A 19,237-nucleotide genomic window follows, 5' to 3' on the forward strand; every position below is an offset into this window, starting at 1 on the left:
CGGAAGAACAGGCCGGGCGTGCGTTGGTACAGACGGCGATACCGAAGGTTAGAAGTGGTGCGCGGTTGGGCGTCAGAACCCGGGGAATGTGATCAGCCCCATGTAGAGCGCCGCCGCGGCGACGAAGGCTGTGACCGCGGTGATCAACTGGAACTTGGCCATCGCACCCTGCAGCCGTGCGACCATGCTAGCACCGCCGCCCACGCTCTGGTTCCCGCGGTTGGACCACTTCTGCCTGGACAGGTGGAAGACCATGAACACCTTCACCAGTGCGTTGATGATCTGGTTGAAGTACAGGATGAAGGGCCAGCTCATGTCCACGGATCTTGCATAGCGGAACAGGAACAGGGTCAGCACAACGCGGCTGAAGACGACCCAGATCAGGCAGGTCCAGATATAGACCGGGTCCGTGGCCGAGGCGAGGATCGCCATGACCGGGCTGACCAGCATTGTCCACATCGCCAGCCGCTGATCGACGACGCACCACCAGATGAAGGGCTTCACGACGAAGGGCCCCAGGGCTATGGCGCGGGCGCCGTTGCGCAGCATGTTGCCCGACCAGCGGCGGAAGTTCTGCACCATGCGCTGCAGGCCTTTTTCCTTGATCACCTCGATCGTGTAGACGGTGGCGTCGGGAACATAGATCATCTTGGCCCGCTTGGTCAGCAGGTAGTACCAGGTCGACTTGTCGTCGCCCGACAGGAACCGGAACCGGCCCCACAGCCAGTGATCCAGGTGATCCGCCTCGATCGTGCGGATGAACTGGTAGGACAGGATGTGCTTGGCGCGAAAGACCGACATCCGCCCTGTCAGCGTCAGAACCTGCCCCGACAGGGCGTGGCTTTGCATGGCCAGCCGGCGCTGCGCAAAGCGCATGTTCAGCCAGGACTGGATCCATTGCGGGCCATAGCAGATGACCTCCTCGTCCGTCGTCAGGGCCTGCAGCACCGGGTCTGCGCCGAACATCGACAGGGTTTTTTCCAGCACGTCGTGCCCGTAAAGCGCATCGCCGTCCATAAAGATGACCAAGTCGTCCGGATGCACGTCGGACCGGTTGATCGCGCGCAGGATCAGGCCGATGGCCATGCGCTTGCCCGGCTGGTTCTGGCGGATGAAGACCAGTTCCGCCAGATCGTCGGGGATGTCCTGCGCATGAGTTTCGACGAAAGACCGGATGATCTCCTCGTCATAGGCCGAGCCTGTGCCGATATACAGCGTCGTGGGAATCCCCTCGCGCTTGATCTGGGACAGGATCGATCCGATGACCCGCTTGGTGATCGCGGCTTCCTCGAAATAGGTGGTCATCTGGATGTGGAGCCGCCGCGGTCTCCATCCGTCCTCCCAGAGGGCCGAGGCACGGGCGCGCATCGCCGGAAAGGCGGCGCGGGCATAGATCTCGGCGCGGATGGCGTGGGTGAACCACCAGCCGAAGCGCCAGATGCCAAGGGTGCCCAGGATGATCGTGATGTGCACGACACCCGGCTGGGTGAACCGGTTCTGGGTGTTGAACATCAGCCAGACCAGCCAGGCCAGGATGCCCAGGCCCAGGGTGACCTGTCCCAGCGTCCAGCGCGACCAGTAGGACGGGGCCGGCCCCTTCAGCGCGTCAAGGCGCGCGGTCAGGCTCTTGTCGAAGGCGTAGTCCGAGGACGGAACCGAGGTGGTCGGGGTCATGGCAATGGGTCCGGGCGCGAAGGGGATCAGCGGTCGGTCGTGGGCATGTGGACGACGATGCGTGTGTCCTGACCGGTGCCGAAGGGCATCGGCCAGACCCGGTCCGGCAGCACGCGGTCCAGGGTCCAACCGACGGACTGGGCCAGACCTTCGGCACCGGCTAGCATCCGCGTGCCCAACTGCTTTTCGGCGTTCAGGGCGACAGGGGCACCGGGGCGCAGCGTCTCGCGCGTTTCGGCCACGTCCATGCCATCGACGGCGACGGTCACGATGATGCCGAATTCGCCCTGACGGGTGGGATTTTCGCCTGTGGTCAGGTTCACGACCTCGCCCTGCAGCTTCTGGCGGTGGCCATTGACGTTGAAGCCCATTTCGGCCGGCATGCCGACAAAGAGCGTTTCCGCCATAGTGGGCGAGGCCCAGCCGATGGCCACGCGGGGCGCGTCGGTTTCCAGGTCCAGCACCGGCGTGCCGGCGCGCAGGAAATCCTCGTCCGCGACATAGAGCTGGCGGACGACGCCATCGGCCGGCGCGCGCAGGTCCAGCGCGCGGGCTTCGGAGGTCAAGGTGTCCAGCGCGGCCTGGGCGCGGGCCACATCGGCCGCGCGTTCATCGACCAGCGCCGCGATCTGGCGTTCGGTGATGGCGTCCGGGCGCAGCGAGTCGGCCGCGGCCGGGTCTTCCGTGCGCATGGTCAGCCACAGCTCGCGCGCCTCGTCCAGGCTGTCGTTTTTCAGGAATTCCGAACGGGCCATGGCGGCGACGGCAAAACGGCGGGCCATCGACGCTTCGGTATCCGCGACGGTGGCGCGGATCTCGTTCAGAGCGGCCTCGACCCGGGCCAGCTCTGCCTCGGCGGCGAAAAGGTCGGCCTGCGCCGCCTTCAGGTCGGCGTCCTGGCCCGGGGTCCGGAAGGCCACCAGAAGCTGGCCCCGGGCAACGCTTTGGCCGACCGCTACGCGCAGATCGGCGACGGTGGCATTGCCCGGTGCTGTCTGTTGCAGCATCGGCGCCACGACACGGCCGTGCTGGATGTCGACATTGTCGATCCGTTTCCAGACCTGGTTGCCCAGCACACCGAAGACGATGCCCGCCAGCGCCGCGTACTGCAGCAGCCGGCCGGCGATGCGGACGGCCCGCGGTGCCCTGCGGGTGGCGGTGGCGGCCTTTTCGTCGTCGGTTTCGCCCATCGGCACCAGATCGACCGGCGTGTCGAGGCTGGTGATGATGTCGGCGGTCGCCTCCATCCTGCCCGACAGCAGGTTGCGATAGAACAGCGCCAGCGTTTCCCGCTGCGGTCCCGTCAGGCCCGAAAAGATGACCCAGCCGTTTTCGTCCGTATCGCCCAGGGTGACGGTGAAGGACACGTCCGCGCTCTGGAACGGGATGGTCAGCTGCGCCTGGCGGGGCAGATCCGCGGCACCTTCGATCATCAGGCCGGACAGGGTCCAGCAGCCGACGGACCAGGACCGACCGATCGCATCGGTCAGGCGCAAGGGCGCGCGGACCGGGAAGGCCATGTCGGACATCGGACGTTCGTGACGGATTTTCATGTGGGCGACTCGCTTCGCAAGCGATGAATTTGGACGTCCGTTTGTTAACCTTGATGATCCGTTAACGGGGGAGGGCGTCGGTATGCGCGCGCTATCCGTAGGGATAGGACCCTGATCAAAGGAAAAAGGGCGCCGTGGTCGCGGCGCCCTTTCATTCGGTCGTTCAGGCCCTTGAAGGGGATCAGAACGGGATTTCGTCGTCCATGTCGCGGCTGGACGGGCCGCGGCTGCCGCCGTCGCCCGAGGAGGGCGCGCCATAGGGATCGTCATCGGGCATCCGGTCGTAACCGCCCGAAGAGCCATAGCCGGACCCGCCGCCATAGCTGCCGCCGCCCGCGCCCGCGCCTTCGCCGGCCCGCGGGTCGAGGAACGTCATCTCGCCCGAGAAGGGGCGCAGCACGACTTCGGTCGTGTAACGGTCCTGGCCCTGCTGGTCCTGCCACTTGCGGGTTTCCAGCTTGCCTTCGACATAGACCTTGGACCCCTTGCGCAGGAATTGTTCGGCCAGCCGGATCAGGTGTTCATTGAAGATGGCAACGGTATGCCATTCGGTCTTCTCGCGGCGTTCGCCGGTGGCGCGATCCTTCCACGTGTCGGACGTGGCGATGCGCAGGTTGCAGACCTTGCCACCGTTCGAGAAGTTGCGCACCTCGGGGTCGCGGCCAAGATTTCCGATGAGAATGACTTTGTTGATGGAGCCGGCCATGGCCTTCGCTGTCCTTCGTTGATGGGTCTTTGGTGTCGTGTGTCGAATCCGGGCAGAGCCGTGTTGACCGACCCTATACCAGCGCGCAGCGTGCGGAAACAGGATAGGGGCGGAAGCCCGCTTGCCGATGCGACAACCCGCGCGAAAGGCTGGATCTTGCGTGCGGGAAAGATATAATGCTCCAAATTTATGTGGATAGGGTTCCGGGCGAAACGAACCGGTCCACGCTGCGGTCGAATGCCTCGATCGGCGACTGCCGGGATCTGCCATTGGGGTGCGCAGGTCCGTCGCCGGAAAACGCAGCGCAAGGGCCGCATCAGACGGGTGGATCATTGAGCGTACGGGCAGAAACGGTGAGACCGGCAGTTGAGCCGGCGCGGCGCAGTGGCGGGTCCCGGATGGGCCGTGGCCTTGCGATGATGGTGGCGATGGCCGTGGGCCTTGGCCCGGTCGATGCCGTTGCGGCGGATCTCTTTGCGTCGAACAAGAACCGGGGCGACGTGTTCAAGGCCCGGACCAAGGTCCTGGATACCCGCAGCGCCACGCAATACGATTATTCCGTGCGCCTGACGCCGCAGGCCCAGCCGCTTTTGGGGGATGGCATCGGTGTCTCGCGCGCCTATTCGGGCAACTACCGCGGCGAATACCTGGACATGGCCCGCAAGGCTGCCCGCCGCCATTCGGTCCCGGAAGAGATGTTCCTGCGGCTGGTCCAGCAGGAAAGCGGCTGGAACCCCAGGGCGAAGTCGCACAAGGGCGCCCTTGGTCTGGCCCAGTTGATGCCCACGACCGCGCGGCGGCTGGGGGTCGATCCGGCCGACCCTTACGAAAACCTGGACGGCGGCGCGCGCTATCTGGCCACGCAATACCGGACCTTCCGGTCCTGGCGGCTGGCGCTGGCGGCCTACAATGCCGGGCCGGAAGCGGTGAAGAAGCACGGCGGCATCCCGCCCTACAAGGAAACCCAGAATTACGTCCGGGTGATATGGGGTAGCTGATCCGGCTTCGGCGCGTCGGGGTCGGTGCCGGGTCCGCGGCCATCCGGGCCGGTCCGGTCGATCAGGGCTTCGCGATGGCGAAGCTGAACCGCCCGTTGGAAAAGAAGTACTCCCCGCGTTCGTCCAGCGCATGCAGGTCGTCGCGCCACGCCTGAACCTCTGCCGCGGGGATGGCCCCACCGTCCTTTACGTAGCCTGCGACAAAGTCGATGGAGCCGCGGGAATAGCTGCCGTCGCCGATCCCGGTATTCACGATCGGAAAATAGCTGATGCCGGGGACCGCCAGCCCGGCCGCGCGCAGCTCTGGGCCCAGCGTCCGGGGAAGGTGCGGATCGGCGCAATGGGGCTCGAACGCCTTCATCACGCGGTCCATGCGGGCCGGGTCCGATGAATGCCAGACCAGCCCGCCCCAGTCCGTCGCCATGACCAACCCGCGCCCGCCGGGTTTCAGGACCCGCGCGATTTCGGCACACATGGCGGGGATGTCAGGGACATATTCGGCCACCTGGGTCGACACCACCACGTCGAAGGCCGCATCGGGCAGGGGCAGCGAGGTCGCGTCCGCCTGCAGAAAGTCCAGCCACCCGCAGGAGGCCCGGGCCAGGGCGCGCGCCACCATGATCGGGGACAGGTCGACGCCCGTCACCCGGCCATCCGGCCCGGTCTGGCGGGCCATCTCCTCGGCCAGGAATCCGGGACCGGAACCGATGTCCAGCACGTGTTCGCCGGGTTGAATCGCCAGCCGGGCCAGCGTGTCGGCCCGCTGTGCGATCACGTCCTTGCCCAGATAGGTCGCTTCCAGCCGGTCCGCCGCTGCCTCGTCATATTCCATGCCGGTCACCGCCTTTCCGTTTCCGCACGCGTATCATCGTAATGGGAACGACGGGCCGGTCTACGGCCGGCCGCGTCGTCAGCGGGACCCCGCGCTTATTCGGCGGCGATCTTGATGACCGGGGTCATGCGGGACAGGATATCTTCGGCCAGATGGCACTTGATCTGGTGGCCGTCCGCCATCTGGCGCATCGGCGGCACGTCCTTTTCGCAAAGCCCGCCCGGCACCTGGTCCTTCCAGCGGCAGCGCGTCTGGAACGGGCAGCCCGGGGGCGGGTTCATCGCCGACGGAATGTCGCCTTCCAGAACGATATGTTCCTTCTGGACCGAGGTGTCGGCGATGGGAACGGCGGACAGCAGCGCCTCGGTATAGGGGTGATAGGGCGGCGAGAAGACCTGATCGGTCGTGCCCAGTTCCACCACGTGGCCCAGATACATGACCATGACCCGGTCCGACAGGTAGCGCACGATGGACAGGTCGTGGCTGATGAACAGCAGGGTCGTCTTCTTCTCGCGCTGGATCTCCATCAGCAGGTCCGTCACCGCCGCCTGAACAGACACGTCCAGCGCCGACACGGGTTCGTCCGCCACCACGATCCGGGCGTCGCCGGCAAAGGCGCGGGCGATGCCCACGCGCTGTTTCTGCCCGCCCGACAGTTGCCGCGGCATGCGGTCGGCGAATTCGCGGGGAAGCTTCACGAGGTCCAGCAGTTCCAGCATCCGGGCGCGGCGTTCCGCGTCGTTCTTGCCGATGCCGAAGATTTCCAGCGCACGGATGATCTGACGGCCGACCGTCATCGACGGGTTCAACGTGTCGAACGGGTTCTGGAAGACCATCTGGATTTCGCTCACGGTCTTGGAATCCCGCTTCTCGATCGGCGTCATCTCGATATTGCGGTTGTCCAGAAGGATCTGCCCGTCGGTCGCCGTTTCCAGCCCCATCAGCACCTTTGCGAAAGTGGACTTGCCGCAGCCGCTTTCGCCCACGATGGCCAGCGTCTCGCTTTCGCGGGCCTCGAAGCTCAGCGTCTCGTTCGCCTTCACCACCTTGGTCCTGCCGCCGCCGAAAAGGGCATTGGCCGCGACCTCGTAGTATTTCTTCAGGTTGTCCATCTTCAGGACGACGGGACCGATCTCGCCCTTCTGCTTGGTCTCCATCAGTTCCATCGGCGCGTTCCAGTCGATTTCCTGGAACTTCAGGCAGCGGGTCCAGTGACGGTCGTCGCCCGCGACCTCGGCCATGCGGATATCGGTGACATTGCAGCGGCCGTCCTCGAAATAGTCGCAGCGCGGGCCGAAATTGCAGCCCTGCGGGCGTTCATGAGGTAGGGGGAAATTGCCCGGGATCGCCTTCAGCGGCCGCGCGTTCTTGTCGGCACCGGGCAGCGGGATCGACCGGAACAGCGCCTGCGTATAGGGGTGCTGCATCTTGTCGAAGACGTCTGCGATCGATCCGGTTTCGACGGCCTCGCCCGAATACATCACGCACAGCCGGTCGCAGGTTTCCAGCACAAGCCCAAGGTTGTGCGAGATGAACAGCATCGACGTCCCGTATTTCTTGCCCAGCTCCTTTACCAGCTGGACCACCGCGGCCTCGACCGTCACGTCCAGCGCAGTGGTGGGTTCGTCCAGGATCAGCAGGCTGGGTTCGGCCATCAGCGCCATGGCGATGACGATCCGCTGCTGCTGGCCTCCCGAAAGCTGGTGGGGGAAGCTGTCCAGGATCCGCTTCGGGTCCGGGAGCTTCACATCGGTGACCACCTGCAGCGCGCGTTCGTAGGCCTGTTCCTTCGAGGCGCCCTTGTGGATCATCGGCACTTCCATAAGCTGCTTGCCGATCTTCATCGCCGGGTTCAGGCTGGCCATGGGTTCCTGGTAGATCATCGCGATCTCGGACCCGCGGATATCGCGCAATTCCTCGTCCGACATGGCGCCCATGTCGCGGCCCTTGAACTTGATCGACCCGCCGACGATCTGCCCGTTCTTGCCCAGGTCGCGCATCACCCCCAGGGCCACGGTGGACTTGCCGCATCCCGATTCGCCGACAAGGCCTACGGCCTCGCCCGGCTGGACGGTCACGGAAAAGTCCATCACCGCGGGGATTTCCCGCAGACGGGTGAAGAACGAGATCGAGAGGTTCTCGATCTCCAGGATCGGGCCGTCGTAGTCATCCTTGGACATTTGCGTCGTCTCCGTTCAATCCCGTGGCGGGTGGGCAAGGGGCGAGGCCCGTCAGCCCTTCTGGCATGTGGTCAGGTCGAAGGGCGTGGCGGTGGCCGCCTGCCGCGTGGCGTCCAGGCCGAACATGTCGGCGCAGGTGCGGATCTGTTTCATCTGCCGGTTCCAGACATCCTGCGGCTGGCGCGTGCCCAGCTTTGCGGTCATGTCGCGCACGTCCTTCTGACCGCCCTCGATGGCGTCGGACAGAAGGCCCAGCGACCGGCATTCCAGCGTGTTGATCGTGATGTTCACCCAGCCGTCGCGCAGCGTGCCCAGCCGGTCCAGCTGGTCGTCGGTGATGCCCGCGCCATAGTTCTGCATCGCCTTGCCGAAGGCGATCAGGGCGGAAGCTTCGGCGATGCAGTCGCGCATCCGGTAGGGTGACAGGTCGGCCGCGGCCGCGGGCACCGCCATCGCCATCGAAATGGCGACAGCAGCGGCCCGGGCCAGGGTTTTGGGGTTTGTCTTCAAGATCAGTCCTTCAGGCTTTCTTCGCGCAACCCGTCGGCCAGCAGGTTCAGCCCCAGGACCAGCGACAGAAGCGCCAGCGCCGGCGGCAGCGCCGGGTGCAGATAGATCGACAGAAGCTTGCGCGCGTCGTTGATGGTCGACCCCCAGTCGGGGCTTTCCGGCGGCAGGCCCAGCCCGAAGAAGCCGAGCGTGCCCAGAAGGATCGTCGTGTACCCGATCCGAAGGCAGAAATCGACGATCAGCGGGCCGCGGGCATTGGGCAGGATTTCCCACAGCATGATGTACCACGGGCCTTCGCCCCTTGTCTGGGCGGCGGCGACATAGTCGCGGGTCTTGATGTCCATCGTCAGGCCCCGGACGATCCGGTAGACGGTGGGCGAGTTCACGAAGACCACCGACACGAACACGACCAGCGTGCCGCCGGCAATGTTGAAGAGGTCGATTGCATTGGGTAGCAGCGGGATCTTCAGGCCTTCCGTCCGAACCAGATACCCGTCGGTCGAGATCGCCGAGAGATAGATCCAGATCAGCACCACCAGCACCGCGCTCATCAGGGGCGTCCTGACCGAGGGCTGGGAATGGTAGCGCGAATTCAGCAGCACCGTGGCAAAGATGATCGGGAAGCAGAACAGGACCGTCGCCATGTAGTTCGGCACGCCCGCCGCCACGATTTCCGGCGTCACCAGCAGGAAGAACAGCAGGATCACCGGGAAGGCCAGGATCAGGTTCGCCATGAAGGACAGGAACACGTCCAGCCGCCCGCCATAATATCCTGCGGGCAGGCCCATGGTGATGCCGACCATGAAGGCGAACAGCGTCGCCAGCGGCGCGATCCCGATCACGATGGACGATCCCTTGACCATGCGGCTGAAGACGTCGCGGGCCAGGTTGTCGCCGCCCAGCAGGTACCACTGGTACTGGCCGGGGTCGGGGCTGGGCAAGGGCGATCCGGGGCCCTTGTTCTTCAGGCCCGAAATCTGGGACAGTGGGAGGTGCGTCATGATCAGGTCGAAGCTGGCGTAGATGCCGGTGAAGATCCAGAACATCACCAGGGCAAAGCCGATCATGCCGATGGGGCTGTCGAAGAGCTTGCCGTAAAGCCCCAGCCTGCGCTTGAAGCGCATGGACAGGGCGAAAAGCACGATCAGTGAAATCCAGACGGGCCAGAATTGCCACAGGATGCGTCCGGTAATGTCGATACCGCTTAGGGGTTCCATCATGTGCCTCTCTTACGACAGCCGGATACGCGGGTTCAGATAGACATAGCCGATATCCGATATCAGCTGCGTCACCAGCACCACCGCCACCGAGACGACGGAGACCGCAAGCAGGAGGTCGATGTCATTGTTGCTGGCGGCCTGTACCAGCGTCCAGCCGAAGCCCTTGTAGTTGAACAGGGTCTCGACGATGACCACACCGTTCAGAAGCCACGGGAACTGCAGCATGATCACCGTGAACGGTGCGATCAGCGCGTTCCGCAAGGCGTGCTTCAGGACGATGTTGCCGAAGCTGACCCCCTTCAGGCGTGCAGTCCGGATGTACTGGGCTGTCATCACCTCGGTCATGGACGCGCGGGTCATCCGCGCGATGTAGCCCATGCCGTAAAGCGCGATGGTCAGGACCGGCAGAAAGAAGTTTTCGAATGTCGGCTGGGACATGGCGCTGGTGGCCGTGCCCTTGAACCATTTCAGCCCCACGGCGGACGAAGCGAAGACCGCGATGAAGATCACCCCGGACACATATTCCGGCGTGGCCGTGGTGATGATCGAAAAGGTCGAAAGCCCCCGGTCCAGCGCCGATCCTTCCCGCATGCCCGCCAGGACGCCGACGATCAGGGCCGTTGGCACCATCAGCACCAGCACCCAGAACATCAGGACCCCCGTCAGGCCCAGCTTTTCGCCGATGATGCCCGCGACCGGTTCCTTGAAGACCGTCGACCGGCCCCAGTAGCCCTGGATGATGCCGCAATAGGCGGGGGCCTCGGCCGCGACCTCTGGCAGGACGTCGCCGTCGATGCAGCGCCCGCGGACCTTGCCTTCGGCGGCGTCCCGGGTCCAGCCGGGGGTCACGCCCAGCCATTCGCCGTATCTGAACAGCATCGGCCCCGAATAGCCGTTGTTGTCCAGCCAGCTGGCCACTGCCTCGTCCGACATCCGGAAGTTGCCTTGCGTCTTCGCAAGCTTTTCCAGGTTCGGATAGAGGTTCGTCAGGAAGAACACGATGAAGGTGAGGCACAACGCCGTCAGCACCATCACACCGGTTCGTCGGAGGATGAACAGTCCCAAGCTTCTTTCCCCTGTCGGTCGAAGGCTCGGTGGCCCCCGCTCGTTATCGTTATTTTAGTGCCTGTCGCGTCGTATCGTCTTCGGGTCGGTCCGCGTTGCGGGCCGGCCGGCATCGGGGCGCAATCGGTACAGGGCGGCGAAGCGGCATTGGTGTCCTGTCGTCCTGCCTCGTACCTGCGTGTTCGCATGTCTTGCCCGGTTGCGTAGGCGGTCACGGGTCCGGGACCGGGTGCATGGTCGCTATTCGGCACCAGTTCAACCCACGCGTCAATTCCCGTCGCCGTCACTGGAACGACAGAAAGCGACATAAGAACTCGCTGAATGCGACATTGACGGGCATTGGCGGGCGCAAATGTCGCAGGGGTGGGCAAGGCAAAGCCTGAAAAAGCTGCAAAAGATCAGGAGCTTTGCGTCAGGGGCGGTGCAGCCGGCGGAAGGCAATAGGGCTTTGGCCGACGTGGTGGCGCAGAAAGCGGCTGAAATAGGCCGCGCTGGCGAAGCCCAGGCCGGCCGCGATGTCCTGCGCCGGGCGGTCGCTTCCGATCAACTGACTGCAGGCCGCGTGCAGCAGCCGCTGGGTCAGCAAGGTGGCCGCCGTGTGGCCGGTTTCGCCCCTGCAGGTGCGGGTCAGGTAGGTGGCTGTGACCCCCAGTGCCTCGGCATGGTCGGCCATGGTGGCGCCCGAAGCGTAGTGGTCCACGATCCGTCGCGCATAGGCCCGCACCAGATGGCGCGCCGCGGTGGGATTGGGGTCTGGCGCACCACCTGTCCCAAGGTGCCGCGCCAGCCAGATCGCCGTCAGCATGGCGCGGGCGTCGACCGCGGCCTGCGTCAGGGTGTTGTCCTGCGCCGGGTCGTCCATCTGCCGCTGCTCGCGCGCGCCGGCCTCCATATGGGCGGTCAGGTCGCGCTGGTCGCCGACCTCGCGGATGCGCAGATGCTTGGGTCCGTCCGGAAGGGGCAGGGCCGCGGGCAGCGGCACGGCCATCACGTGACCCAGGGCACCGGGCCCCATGCGCAGCGCGAACAGGTTCCGCGCCGGCACGAACAGCGCATTGTGGGGGCCTACGCCGACCCGCGCCCCATAGAGCAGCGCCGTGCCTTGTCCGCGCGTGATCCAGATCAGCAGGTGCTGCGGACGGTCATGGGCAAGGTCGATCTGCCAGGCCCCGTCAGGGGCCAGACCGGACAGCGACAGGAAGGAAGGCCCGTCGGATATGCGCGGGGCGTCGAACATTAACCAATAGTGTTAACGAGGGGGCCTCAAACCGCCAATACCCCTTGCGCTGCGGCCCCGATGTCCGGCCGCCCGGTGCCGCAGCATTATGCAGCAGGCGGCGGGATCCTGCGCCATGCACCCATTCTGGAACGGAACCAGGTGCGCTGCCGCTTGGCGAACTGGCGGGTGGAAACGGTCGCCCTCTGCCGCGCTTCGTCCAGTGACAGGCGACCGGCGACATGGTCCATCAGCTCCGGCACGCCGATGGCCCGCATCGAAGGCAGGGCGGGATCATACCGGTCCCGCATCGCCGCCACCTCGTCCAGCGCGCCCGCCGCCAGCATGGCGTCGAAGCGGCGTTCGATCCGCGCGGTCAGCCAGTCCTTTGGCGCATCCATGACCAGCGGCAGCGTGCCGGACAACGGCAGAAGGGGCGGCGGCGTGTCGGCCTGCCAGTCTGCCATCCCCCGCCCGGTCGCGCGCTGCACTTCCCAGGCGCGCTGAACCCGGGCGCGGTTCCGGCGGTCCAGCCCTTCGGCGGTGCGCGGATCCAGGTCGGCCAGCAGGGTTTCCAGGGGAATCAGGTCGGCCTCGGCCCGGATTTCGGGCGGTGTGGCGGGGATGTCGGCCAGGCCCTGTGTCAGCGCGGTGAAATAAAGGCCCGTACCGCCCACGATGATCGGCCGCGGCCCGTCCGGCAGAAGCGGCGCCACCTCGCGCAGCCAGTGGCCCGCGGAATAGGGGGCGTCATGGGCGACATGGCCGTACAGCGCATGGGGCGCGCGCGCCTCCTCGGCCGCCGAGGGCCGGGCCGTCACCACCCGCCAGCAGCCATAGACCTGGCTGGCATCGGCATTGACGATCCGCCCGCCATGGCGCTCGGCGATGGTCAGCGCCAGTGCCGACTTGCCCGAGGCCGTGGGCCCGGCGATCAGGACGGGGCAGTCCGGTGGCAGGTTCCCCGGCACGATATCGTCCATCTTCAAGCCGCCGGTCCTTGCCAAAATGTCCCAGCCGGGCAGATCCGTGCATATCCGCCTGCCTGTCGCATTGAACCCTCAAGCCTTATCGTTCAGTTTGCGCGAAATTACCCCCATGACAGTCCGGAGCGCAACATGACCGCCTCACCCGAAACAGGATCCGATCCCTCGGGGATCAAGTACAAACGCGTCATGCTGAAGATTTCCGGCGAGGCCCTGATGGGCGAGCTGGGATTCGGGCTGCACCCGCCCACGGTGGAACGTATCGCCCGCGAGGTGAAGTCGGTCCATGAACTGGGCGTCCAGATCTCGATGGTGATCGGCGGCGGCAACATCTTCCGCGGCCTGTCCGGATCCGCACAGGGGATGGAGCGGACCACGGCCGACTACATGGGCATGCTGGCGACCGTGATGAACGCGCTGGCGGTTCAGTCGGCGCTGGAGAACATGGGCGTCTATACCCGCGTGATCTCGGCTATTCGGATGGACGAGGTGTGCGAGCCCTACATCCGCCGCCGCGCCGTGCGGCACCTGGAAAAGAACCGGGTCTGCATCTTTGCCGCCGGGACCGGCAACCCGTACTTCACGACCGACACCGCCGCCACGCTGCGCGCGAACGAGATGCACTGCGAGGCGATCTTCAAGGGCACCAAGGTCGATGGCGTCTATGACAAGGACCCCAAGAAGTTCGACGATGCCAAGCGCTACGACACGGTCAGCTATGACCAGTGCCTGGCCGACAGTCTGGGCGTGATGGACGCGACGGCGATTGCCCTTGCGCGGGACAACAAGCTGCCGATCATCGTCTTCTCGCTGGACGAACCGGGTGGCTTCCGGGGCATCCTGTCCGGGGAAGGCACCTATACAATGGTGCGCGGCTAAGGCTATAGAGCGGTCACCGGCCGATTGCCTCGGCGCCGGGCCCTGACGGTCCGGCGTTTCGCGTTGGACGGAACGCGCCGGCGCGGGGATCGTTGATCCGGATCAGGGCCGGGGAGGAACGGCCGCAAGGCTGGAACAGATCCGGGCGGGCCGGGAGACCGCGCCTGTCGGGGGCAACAACGAGAAGACCGCTATGTCCGACGAATTCGAACTCGACACCGACGATCTGCAGCGCCGGATGGACGGCGCCATGGCGAACCTGAAGACAGAATTCGCCTCTCTGCGGACGGGGCGCGCCAGTGGCTCCATGCTGGAACCGATCATGGTCGAGGCCTATGGCTCTCCCACGCCGATCAACCAGGTGGGCACGGTGAACGTGCCCGAACCGCGGATGGTCACGATCAACGTCTGGGACAAGGGCCTGGTCGGCAAGGTCGAAAAGGCGATCCGCGAAAGCGGGCTGGGCATCAACCCGCAGCTGAACGGCACCATCATCATGCTGCCGATCCCCGAACTGAACGAGGAACGCCGCCGCGAGCTGACCAAGGTTGCCGGCCAGTATGCCGAACATGCCCGCGTGTCGGTCCGCAACGTGCGGCGCGACGGGATGGACCAGATCAAGAAGGCCAAGGCCGACGGCATGTCGGAAGACGACCAGAAATTCTGGGAATCCGTGGTGCAGGACCTGACCGACAAGATGATCGCCGCGGTGGACGCGGCGCTGGAAACGAAACAGGCCGAGATCATGCATGTCTGAGGCCGGCGGTTTCCTTGGCAAGTTCAAGAAGGCCGGCAGCAAGAATGCCAAGGTCTTCGACCCGATCCCGGGGGCGCCACAGCACGTGGCCATCATCATGGATGGCAATGGCCGCTGGGCTCAGGCCCGCGGGCGGCCGCGGTTGTTCGGGCACCATGCCGGTGCCCGGCGCGTGCGCGAGGTGGTCGAGGCTTGCGAGGATATCGGCGTCAAGTATCTGACGATCTTTGCCTTTTCGACCGAGAACTGGAAACGTACCCAGGTCGAGGTCGCGGGCCTGATGAGCCTGTTCCGCCGCTACATCGCCAAGGAGACCCGCGAGCTGCATGACCGCGGTGCGCGGGTGCGCTTCATCGGCGACCGGGTAAAGCTGGACAGGAAGCTGATCGACCTGATGGACACGCTGGAGGCGCAGACCGCCGACAATGACGGGGTGAACATCACGGTCGCGCTGAACTATGGCGGCCGGGACGAGGTGGCGCGCGCCACCAAGCGGCTGGCCCGCGACGTGGCGGACGGCAAGCTGGACCCCGAGGAAATCGACGAGGAAACGCTGCCCAAATACCTCGATACCCACGTGCTGCCGGATCCGGACCTGGTGATCCGCACCAGCGGCGAGGCGCGGATTTCGAACTTTCTGCTGTGGCAGTCCGCCTATTCCGAATACGAATTCGTCGACACGCTGTGGCCCGACTTCACGGCCGAGGAATTTGCCCGGCTGTGCACCAATTATGCAGGACGGGAACGGCGCTTCGGGGCCGTGTCCGGATAGGGCGATGGCAGATCCAACCGACAGCGCAGGCAAGGTCGGGGCTGGGGGCAAGCGGACCTGGGGCGATCTCAAGGTGCGCGTGATCTCTGGTACCGTTCTGGCCGTGGCGTCCTTCGGCGCGCTGGGGATCGGCGGGTCGGTCTGGCTGTGGTTCGTGGGCATCCTGACGGGCCTTCTGGTGTGGGAACTGTTCACGCTTCTGGCGCCCGAGGATCCGGTGCTGGCGCGCCAGATGGGCCTTCTGTCCTGGGCCTGCGCGCTGTTCGCGATCTTTTTCCGGGCCGAAATGGTGGTGCCGACGCTTCTGGTGCCGCTGGTGGTCACGTGGATCACCCTGCCGGACAAACGCCGCATGGCGGTGCCGGCTGTGCTGCTGATCCTGCTGTCGGCCTTCGGCATGATGTCGGTCCGGAACGAATTCGGCGTGAACTGGATGTTCTGGCTGGTCCTGCTGGTCGCAGGCACCGATATCGCGGGCTATTTCGCCGGCAAGGCCATCGGCGGGCCCAAGACCTGGCCGGCGCTCAGCCCCAACAAGACCTGGTCCGGCACCATCGCCGGCTGGATCGCGGCGGCGCTGATCGGGGCGATCTTCGCCTGGATCATCCCGACGGGCTGGGGGCTGGTGGTACTGTCCGTCGCGGCCTCGATGGCCGCGCAGCTGTCCGACATCGCCGAAAGTGCGATCAAGCGCAGCGTCGGCGCCAAGGACAGCGGCACGCTGATCCCGGGCCATGGCGGCGTGCTGGACCGCTTCGATGGCATGATCGGCGCCACGGTGCTGGTGCTTCTGGTGATGACCGTCACGGGCTATCCGGCGGGGGCGGGCTGATGCGGCGCGTGTCGATCCTGGGGGCCACCGGGTCCATCGGGCAGAACACCATCGACCTGATTGCCCGTGCGCCCGATGCCTATGACGTCGTGGCCCTGACCGGGGCCGGGAATATCGACCGGCTGGCCATCGATGCGATCCGGCTGAAGGCCGATGTCGCGGTGACCGCCAATCCGGAGTGCCTTGGTGCGCTGAAAGACGCTCTGGCCGGTTCGGACGTGACGGCCGCGGCAGGCCCGCAGGCATTGATCGAGGCCGCCTCGCGCCCTGCCGATTGGGTCATGTCCGCCATCGTTGGTGCCGCGGGGCTTGCCCCGGGGCTGGCGGCGCTGGAACAGGGCGCGACGCTGGCGCTGGCCAACAAGGAATCGCTGGTCTGTGCAGGGCGGCTTGTGATGCAGACGGCCACGACCCATGGCGGCCGCATCCTGCCTGTCGACAGCGAACATTCCGCTGTCTTCCAGGCCCTGGTGGGCGAGGCGATGGAGGCGGTCGAACGTATTGTTATCACCGCGTCCGGCGGCGCCTTCCGCGACTGGCCCATCGAGAAGCTGGCCCATGCCACCCCGGCCCAGGCCACGACGCACCCCAACTGGGCGATGGGCGCACGGATCACGGTCGACAGTGCGTCCATGTTCAACAAGGCGCTGGAACTAATTGAAACCCGTGAGTTTTTCGGGGTCGATCCGGACAGGATCGAGACCGTCATCCACCCGGAATCGCTGATCCATGCGCTGGTGGGGTTCCGCGACGGGGCGCTGATGGCCCATGTCGGGCCGCCGGACATGCGGCACGCCATCGGTTACGCGCTGCACTGGCCGGAGCGGCAGGATCTGCCGGTCGCGCGGCTGGACCTGGCGCAGATCGGCACGCTGACCTTCCGGGCGCCGGATCCGGCGCGCTATCCGGCGCTGGACCTTGCGCGGCAGGTGATGGCGCGGGGCGGGCTGGCCGGCGCGGTCTTCAACGGGGCCAAGGAACGGGCGCTGGATGCCTTCCTGGACGGTCACATCCGCTTTACCGCCATGGCCGAAGTCGTGGCGCGCGTGCTGGACCGGATCGAAGGGCAACCGGGCCTGATGGACGCCGAAATGACCCTGGACAACGTGCTGGCGGCCGATCTGGCCGCGCGCGCGGCGGCGGATGCGGAAATCGCGGCGCTGGCGGGGCAGGCCCGCACGGGCAGCTGAAACCCTTGAAAACCGGACCCGCGACCGCAGATGCGTAAGGCGCAGTCCGGCGGGGCGGCCGGAACGAATACCAAGAACGGGGACGGGACGTGAATATTGTCGAGATGATGCCGCAGTTCGGCGGGCTGGCCTATACGCTCGTGGCCTTCGTGATCGCATTGTCGATCATCGTGGCGGTCCATGAATTCGGCCACTACATCGTCGGCCGCTGGACCGGCATCCATGCCGAGGTGTTCTCGCTTGGCTTCGGGCCCGTCCTGTTTTCCCGGGTCGACCGGCGCGGCACCCGCTGGCAGTTGGCGGCGCTTCCCTTCGGCGGTTACGTGAAGTTCCTGGGCGATGCCGATGCGGCTTCGGCCGGGGCGGACGCCGCGACGATGCGCGTGGCGGCGGAGGATCCGGCAGAGCTGCGCCGCACGATGCACGGCGCGCCGCTGTGGGCGCGGTCGCTGACCGTGCTGGCGGGTCCGGTCTTCAACTTCATCCTGTCCATCGCCGTCTTCGCGGCGGTGCTGATGCTGCGGGGCGTTGCCTCGGAACCGCTGACGGTGGGCGAGGAATATGCGCTGCCCAACGGTTTCTACGAACTGCAGGAAGGCGACGTCATCCTGGGGATCGAAGGCATCCCGACCCCCGATTTCAGCGACGGTGCCGCCTGGGCTGCCTTCACCGATGCGATGCCCGAACAGCCGGTCCTGACCTATACTGTCAGTCGCGACGGCCAGCGGATGGAGGTCGACGGCCCCTATCTGCTGCCGCCGCTGGTCCGTCAGGTCGCGCCGCGTAGTGCAGCGATGGATGCGGGCCTGCGGCCGGGAGACGTCATCACCTCGGTCGACGGGACGCCCATCGCGGCCTTCGACGAATTGCGGGACGTGGTCGAGGGCGGCGCAGGCGAAACCCTGCTGCTGGGCGTCTGGCGCGACGGCACGGTCAACGATTTCGCCCTGACGCCGCGGCGCACGGACGAACCATCGGCCGATGGCGGTTTCGTCACCCGTTGGCGGATCGGCATCGTGGGGGGCATGGCCTTCGACCCGGCGACCACTGTCGCCGGCCCGTGGGAGGCGCTGCAGGGCGGGGTCCTGCAGACCGGGGCGATCATCAGCGGTTCCCTGTCCGGCCTCTGGCACATGATCACGGGTGCGATCAGTACCTGCAACATGTCCGGTCCCATCGGCATCGCCGAGGCGTCCGGCGACATGGCCAGCCAGGGCGCGGGCAGCTTCATCCGCTTCATCGCGGTGCTGTCGACGGCAGTGGGTCTTCTGAACCTCTTCCCGATTCCCGTTCTGGACGGCGGGCACCTCGTCTTCTTCGGCTACGAGGCCGTGGCCGGCCGCCCGCCCAGCGAACGTGCGCTGCGCATCCTGATGACGGCGGGCCTGGTGCTGATTCTTTCGCTGATGTTCTTCGCGCTGTCGAACGACCTGTTCTGCTGACCGGCGTTCCGGACGGCTTTCCGATCCCGTCCGGGACAGACAGCCGCCCGGATCGCGGAACGACCCGGCCCCGGACGGCCGGATGGGCGTGCTGACAGGGCTGCCGGGGCCGGTTCGGCGCCGGCCCCCGCGGCGGAACCGATTCTGTTCCGGGACAGGTCCGCCGCAGTGCGGAAAATATCTTTTGCCGGTCGGCAGGTTCCCGCGACGGCAACAGGGAATTGGAAAGTCCCTGAAACAAGGGTGATAGATGGCAAAACCCCGGCCCGGCAGGATGCCGCAGCATGGCGGATCGGCTTTTCTGCGGTTTTGACAAGGTGTTGCAATACCGATAACCACATTGCTGATGTCTGCTGCTATTGGGTCGGGAATATGGTTTCGCTGAACCGCGAGGGGAGCGTGCGCGGATTTTCTCTGCGTCGCCC

Annotated in this window: 17 protein-coding genes; 7 read left to right on the top strand and 10 right to left on the bottom strand. The window is 65.8% G+C overall.

Annotated features, from left to right (window positions below; translation table 11 throughout):
- Window positions 1–72 precede the first annotated feature (72 nt).
- The 3 genes from FQK05_RS14820 to ssb all read right to left on the bottom strand — a co-directional run bounded on the left by FQK05_RS14820 (window position 73) and on the right by ssb (window position 3,933).
- Window positions 73–1,674: a glycosyltransferase gene (locus FQK05_RS14820; RefSeq protein WP_158968162.1), complete on the bottom strand. Its 1,602-nt coding sequence runs from the start codon at window positions 1,672–1,674 to the stop codon at window positions 73–75.
- Between the two features lie 26 nt (window positions 1,675–1,700).
- Window positions 1,701–3,227 (bottom strand): HlyD family secretion protein, encoded by a 1,527-nt coding sequence (locus tag FQK05_RS14825; RefSeq protein WP_158968164.1) that lies wholly within the window; start codon window positions 3,225–3,227, stop codon window positions 1,701–1,703.
- A gap of 181 nt (window positions 3,228–3,408) precedes the next feature.
- Window positions 3,409–3,933, bottom strand: coding sequence for a single-stranded DNA-binding protein (ssb, locus tag FQK05_RS14830; protein ID WP_158968166.1), 525 nt, complete (start codon window positions 3,931–3,933; stop codon window positions 3,409–3,411).
- Between the two features lie 398 nt (window positions 3,934–4,331).
- On the opposite strand from ssb, the gene FQK05_RS14835 reads away from it, so the two are divergent.
- Window positions 4,332–4,931, top strand: coding sequence for a lytic transglycosylase domain-containing protein (locus FQK05_RS14835; protein WP_158968168.1), 600 nt, complete (start codon window positions 4,332–4,334; stop codon window positions 4,929–4,931).
- A 61-nt stretch (window positions 4,932–4,992) separates the two neighbouring features.
- On the opposite strand, the gene FQK05_RS14840 is transcribed toward FQK05_RS14835, so the two are convergent.
- The 7 genes from FQK05_RS14840 to miaA all read right to left on the bottom strand — a co-directional run bounded on the left by FQK05_RS14840 (window position 4,993) and on the right by miaA (window position 12,937).
- The gene (locus FQK05_RS14840) at window positions 4,993–5,763 is read right to left on the bottom strand and encodes a methyltransferase domain-containing protein (RefSeq protein ID WP_233270533.1); all 771 of its coding nucleotides are present in this window, start codon (window positions 5,761–5,763) and stop codon (window positions 4,993–4,995) included.
- 95 nt (window positions 5,764–5,858) lie between these two features.
- Window positions 5,859–7,943, bottom strand: coding sequence for a dipeptide ABC transporter ATP-binding protein (locus tag FQK05_RS14845; RefSeq protein WP_158968172.1), 2,085 nt, complete (start codon window positions 7,941–7,943; stop codon window positions 5,859–5,861).
- 51 nt (window positions 7,944–7,994) lie between these two features.
- Complete coding sequence (locus FQK05_RS14850; RefSeq protein WP_158968174.1) at window positions 7,995–8,453, bottom strand: hypothetical protein; 459 nt, start codon at window positions 8,451–8,453, stop codon at window positions 7,995–7,997.
- 2 nt (window positions 8,454–8,455) lie between these two features.
- Window positions 8,456–9,670, bottom strand: a complete 1,215-nt coding sequence (locus FQK05_RS14855) for an ABC transporter permease (protein WP_158968505.1) — start codon at window positions 9,668–9,670, stop codon at window positions 8,456–8,458.
- 12 nt (window positions 9,671–9,682) lie between these two features.
- On the bottom strand, window positions 9,683–10,738 hold the full coding sequence (locus FQK05_RS14860) for an ABC transporter permease (RefSeq protein ID WP_158968176.1): 1,056 nt from the start codon (window positions 10,736–10,738) through the stop codon (window positions 9,683–9,685).
- Between the two features lie 412 nt (window positions 10,739–11,150).
- Window positions 11,151–11,975: an AraC family transcriptional regulator gene (locus tag FQK05_RS14865; protein ID WP_233270518.1), complete on the bottom strand. Its 825-nt coding sequence runs from the start codon at window positions 11,973–11,975 to the stop codon at window positions 11,151–11,153.
- A gap of 86 nt (window positions 11,976–12,061) precedes the next feature.
- Window positions 12,062–12,937, bottom strand: coding sequence for a tRNA (adenosine(37)-N6)-dimethylallyltransferase MiaA (gene miaA / locus FQK05_RS14870; RefSeq protein ID WP_158968509.1), 876 nt, complete (start codon window positions 12,935–12,937; stop codon window positions 12,062–12,064).
- A 135-nt stretch (window positions 12,938–13,072) separates the two neighbouring features.
- Here miaA and pyrH point away from each other — a divergent pair, with 135 nt between their 5' ends.
- From pyrH to rseP, 6 genes are all read left to right on the top strand, one after another.
- Window positions 13,073–13,819: a UMP kinase gene (gene pyrH / locus FQK05_RS14875; RefSeq protein WP_158968178.1), complete on the top strand. Its 747-nt coding sequence runs from the start codon at window positions 13,073–13,075 to the stop codon at window positions 13,817–13,819.
- Window positions 13,820–14,012: 193 nt separating this feature from the next.
- The gene (frr, locus tag FQK05_RS14880) at window positions 14,013–14,576 is read left to right on the top strand and encodes a ribosome recycling factor (protein WP_158968180.1); all 564 of its coding nucleotides are present in this window, start codon (window positions 14,013–14,015) and stop codon (window positions 14,574–14,576) included.
- Entirely contained in the window at window positions 14,569–15,348 is a 780-nt protein-coding gene (locus FQK05_RS14885) for an isoprenyl transferase (RefSeq protein WP_158968182.1), read from the top strand. Before frr ends, FQK05_RS14885 begins: the two co-directional genes overlap by 8 nt.
- Before the next feature lie 4 nt (window positions 15,349–15,352).
- Window positions 15,353–16,180, top strand: a complete 828-nt coding sequence (locus FQK05_RS14890) for a phosphatidate cytidylyltransferase (RefSeq protein ID WP_158968184.1) — start codon at window positions 15,353–15,355, stop codon at window positions 16,178–16,180.
- Window positions 16,180–17,370: a 1-deoxy-D-xylulose-5-phosphate reductoisomerase gene (gene dxr / locus FQK05_RS14895; RefSeq protein ID WP_158968186.1), complete on the top strand. Its 1,191-nt coding sequence runs from the start codon at window positions 16,180–16,182 to the stop codon at window positions 17,368–17,370. Before FQK05_RS14890 ends, dxr begins: the two co-directional genes overlap by 1 nt.
- 89 nt (window positions 17,371–17,459) lie before the next feature.
- Complete coding sequence (gene rseP / locus FQK05_RS14900; RefSeq protein ID WP_158968188.1) at window positions 17,460–18,812, top strand: RIP metalloprotease RseP; 1,353 nt, start codon at window positions 17,460–17,462, stop codon at window positions 18,810–18,812.
- Window positions 18,813–19,237: the final 425 nt, after the last annotated feature.

The organism is Chachezhania sediminis (genome assembly GCF_009765275.1).
GTDB classification, from domain to species: Bacteria; Pseudomonadota; Alphaproteobacteria; order Rhodobacterales; family Rhodobacteraceae; genus Chachezhania; species Chachezhania sediminis.

Excerpts from the sequence above, each read along its gene's own strand:
- FQK05_RS14835 (WP_158968168.1), top strand. The coding sequence starts at position 4,332 with ATGGGCCGTGGCCTTGCGATGATGGTGGCGATGGCCGTGGGCCTTGGC.
- miaA (WP_158968509.1), bottom strand. The coding sequence starts at position 12,937 with ATGGACGATATCGTGCCGGGGAACCTGCCACCGGACTGCCCCGTCCTG.
- dxr (WP_158968186.1), top strand. The coding sequence starts at position 16,180 with ATGCGGCGCGTGTCGATCCTGGGGGCCACCGGGTCCATCGGGCAGAAC.
- FQK05_RS14820 (WP_158968162.1), bottom strand. The coding sequence starts at position 1,674 with ATGACCCCGACCACCTCGGTTCCGTCCTCGGACTACGCCTTCGACAAG.
- FQK05_RS14825 (WP_158968164.1), bottom strand. The coding sequence starts at position 3,227 with ATGAAAATCCGTCACGAACGTCCGATGTCCGACATGGCCTTCCCGGTC.
- FQK05_RS14885 (WP_158968182.1), top strand. The coding sequence starts at position 14,569 with ATGTCTGAGGCCGGCGGTTTCCTTGGCAAGTTCAAGAAGGCCGGCAGC.
- FQK05_RS14890 (WP_158968184.1), top strand. The coding sequence starts at position 15,353 with ATGGCAGATCCAACCGACAGCGCAGGCAAGGTCGGGGCTGGGGGCAAG.
- FQK05_RS14845 (WP_158968172.1), bottom strand. The coding sequence starts at position 7,943 with ATGTCCAAGGATGACTACGACGGCCCGATCCTGGAGATCGAGAACCTC.
- ssb (WP_158968166.1), bottom strand. The coding sequence starts at position 3,933 with ATGGCCGGCTCCATCAACAAAGTCATTCTCATCGGAAATCTTGGCCGC.
- FQK05_RS14840 (WP_233270533.1), bottom strand. The coding sequence starts at position 5,763 with ATGGAATATGACGAGGCAGCGGCGGACCGGCTGGAAGCGACCTATCTG.
- FQK05_RS14865 (WP_233270518.1), bottom strand. The coding sequence starts at position 11,975 with ATGTTCGACGCCCCGCGCATATCCGACGGGCCTTCCTTCCTGTCGCTG.
- FQK05_RS14855 (WP_158968505.1), bottom strand. The coding sequence starts at position 9,670 with ATGGAACCCCTAAGCGGTATCGACATTACCGGACGCATCCTGTGGCAA.
- pyrH (WP_158968178.1), top strand. The coding sequence starts at position 13,073 with ATGACCGCCTCACCCGAAACAGGATCCGATCCCTCGGGGATCAAGTAC.
- frr (WP_158968180.1), top strand. The coding sequence starts at position 14,013 with ATGTCCGACGAATTCGAACTCGACACCGACGATCTGCAGCGCCGGATG.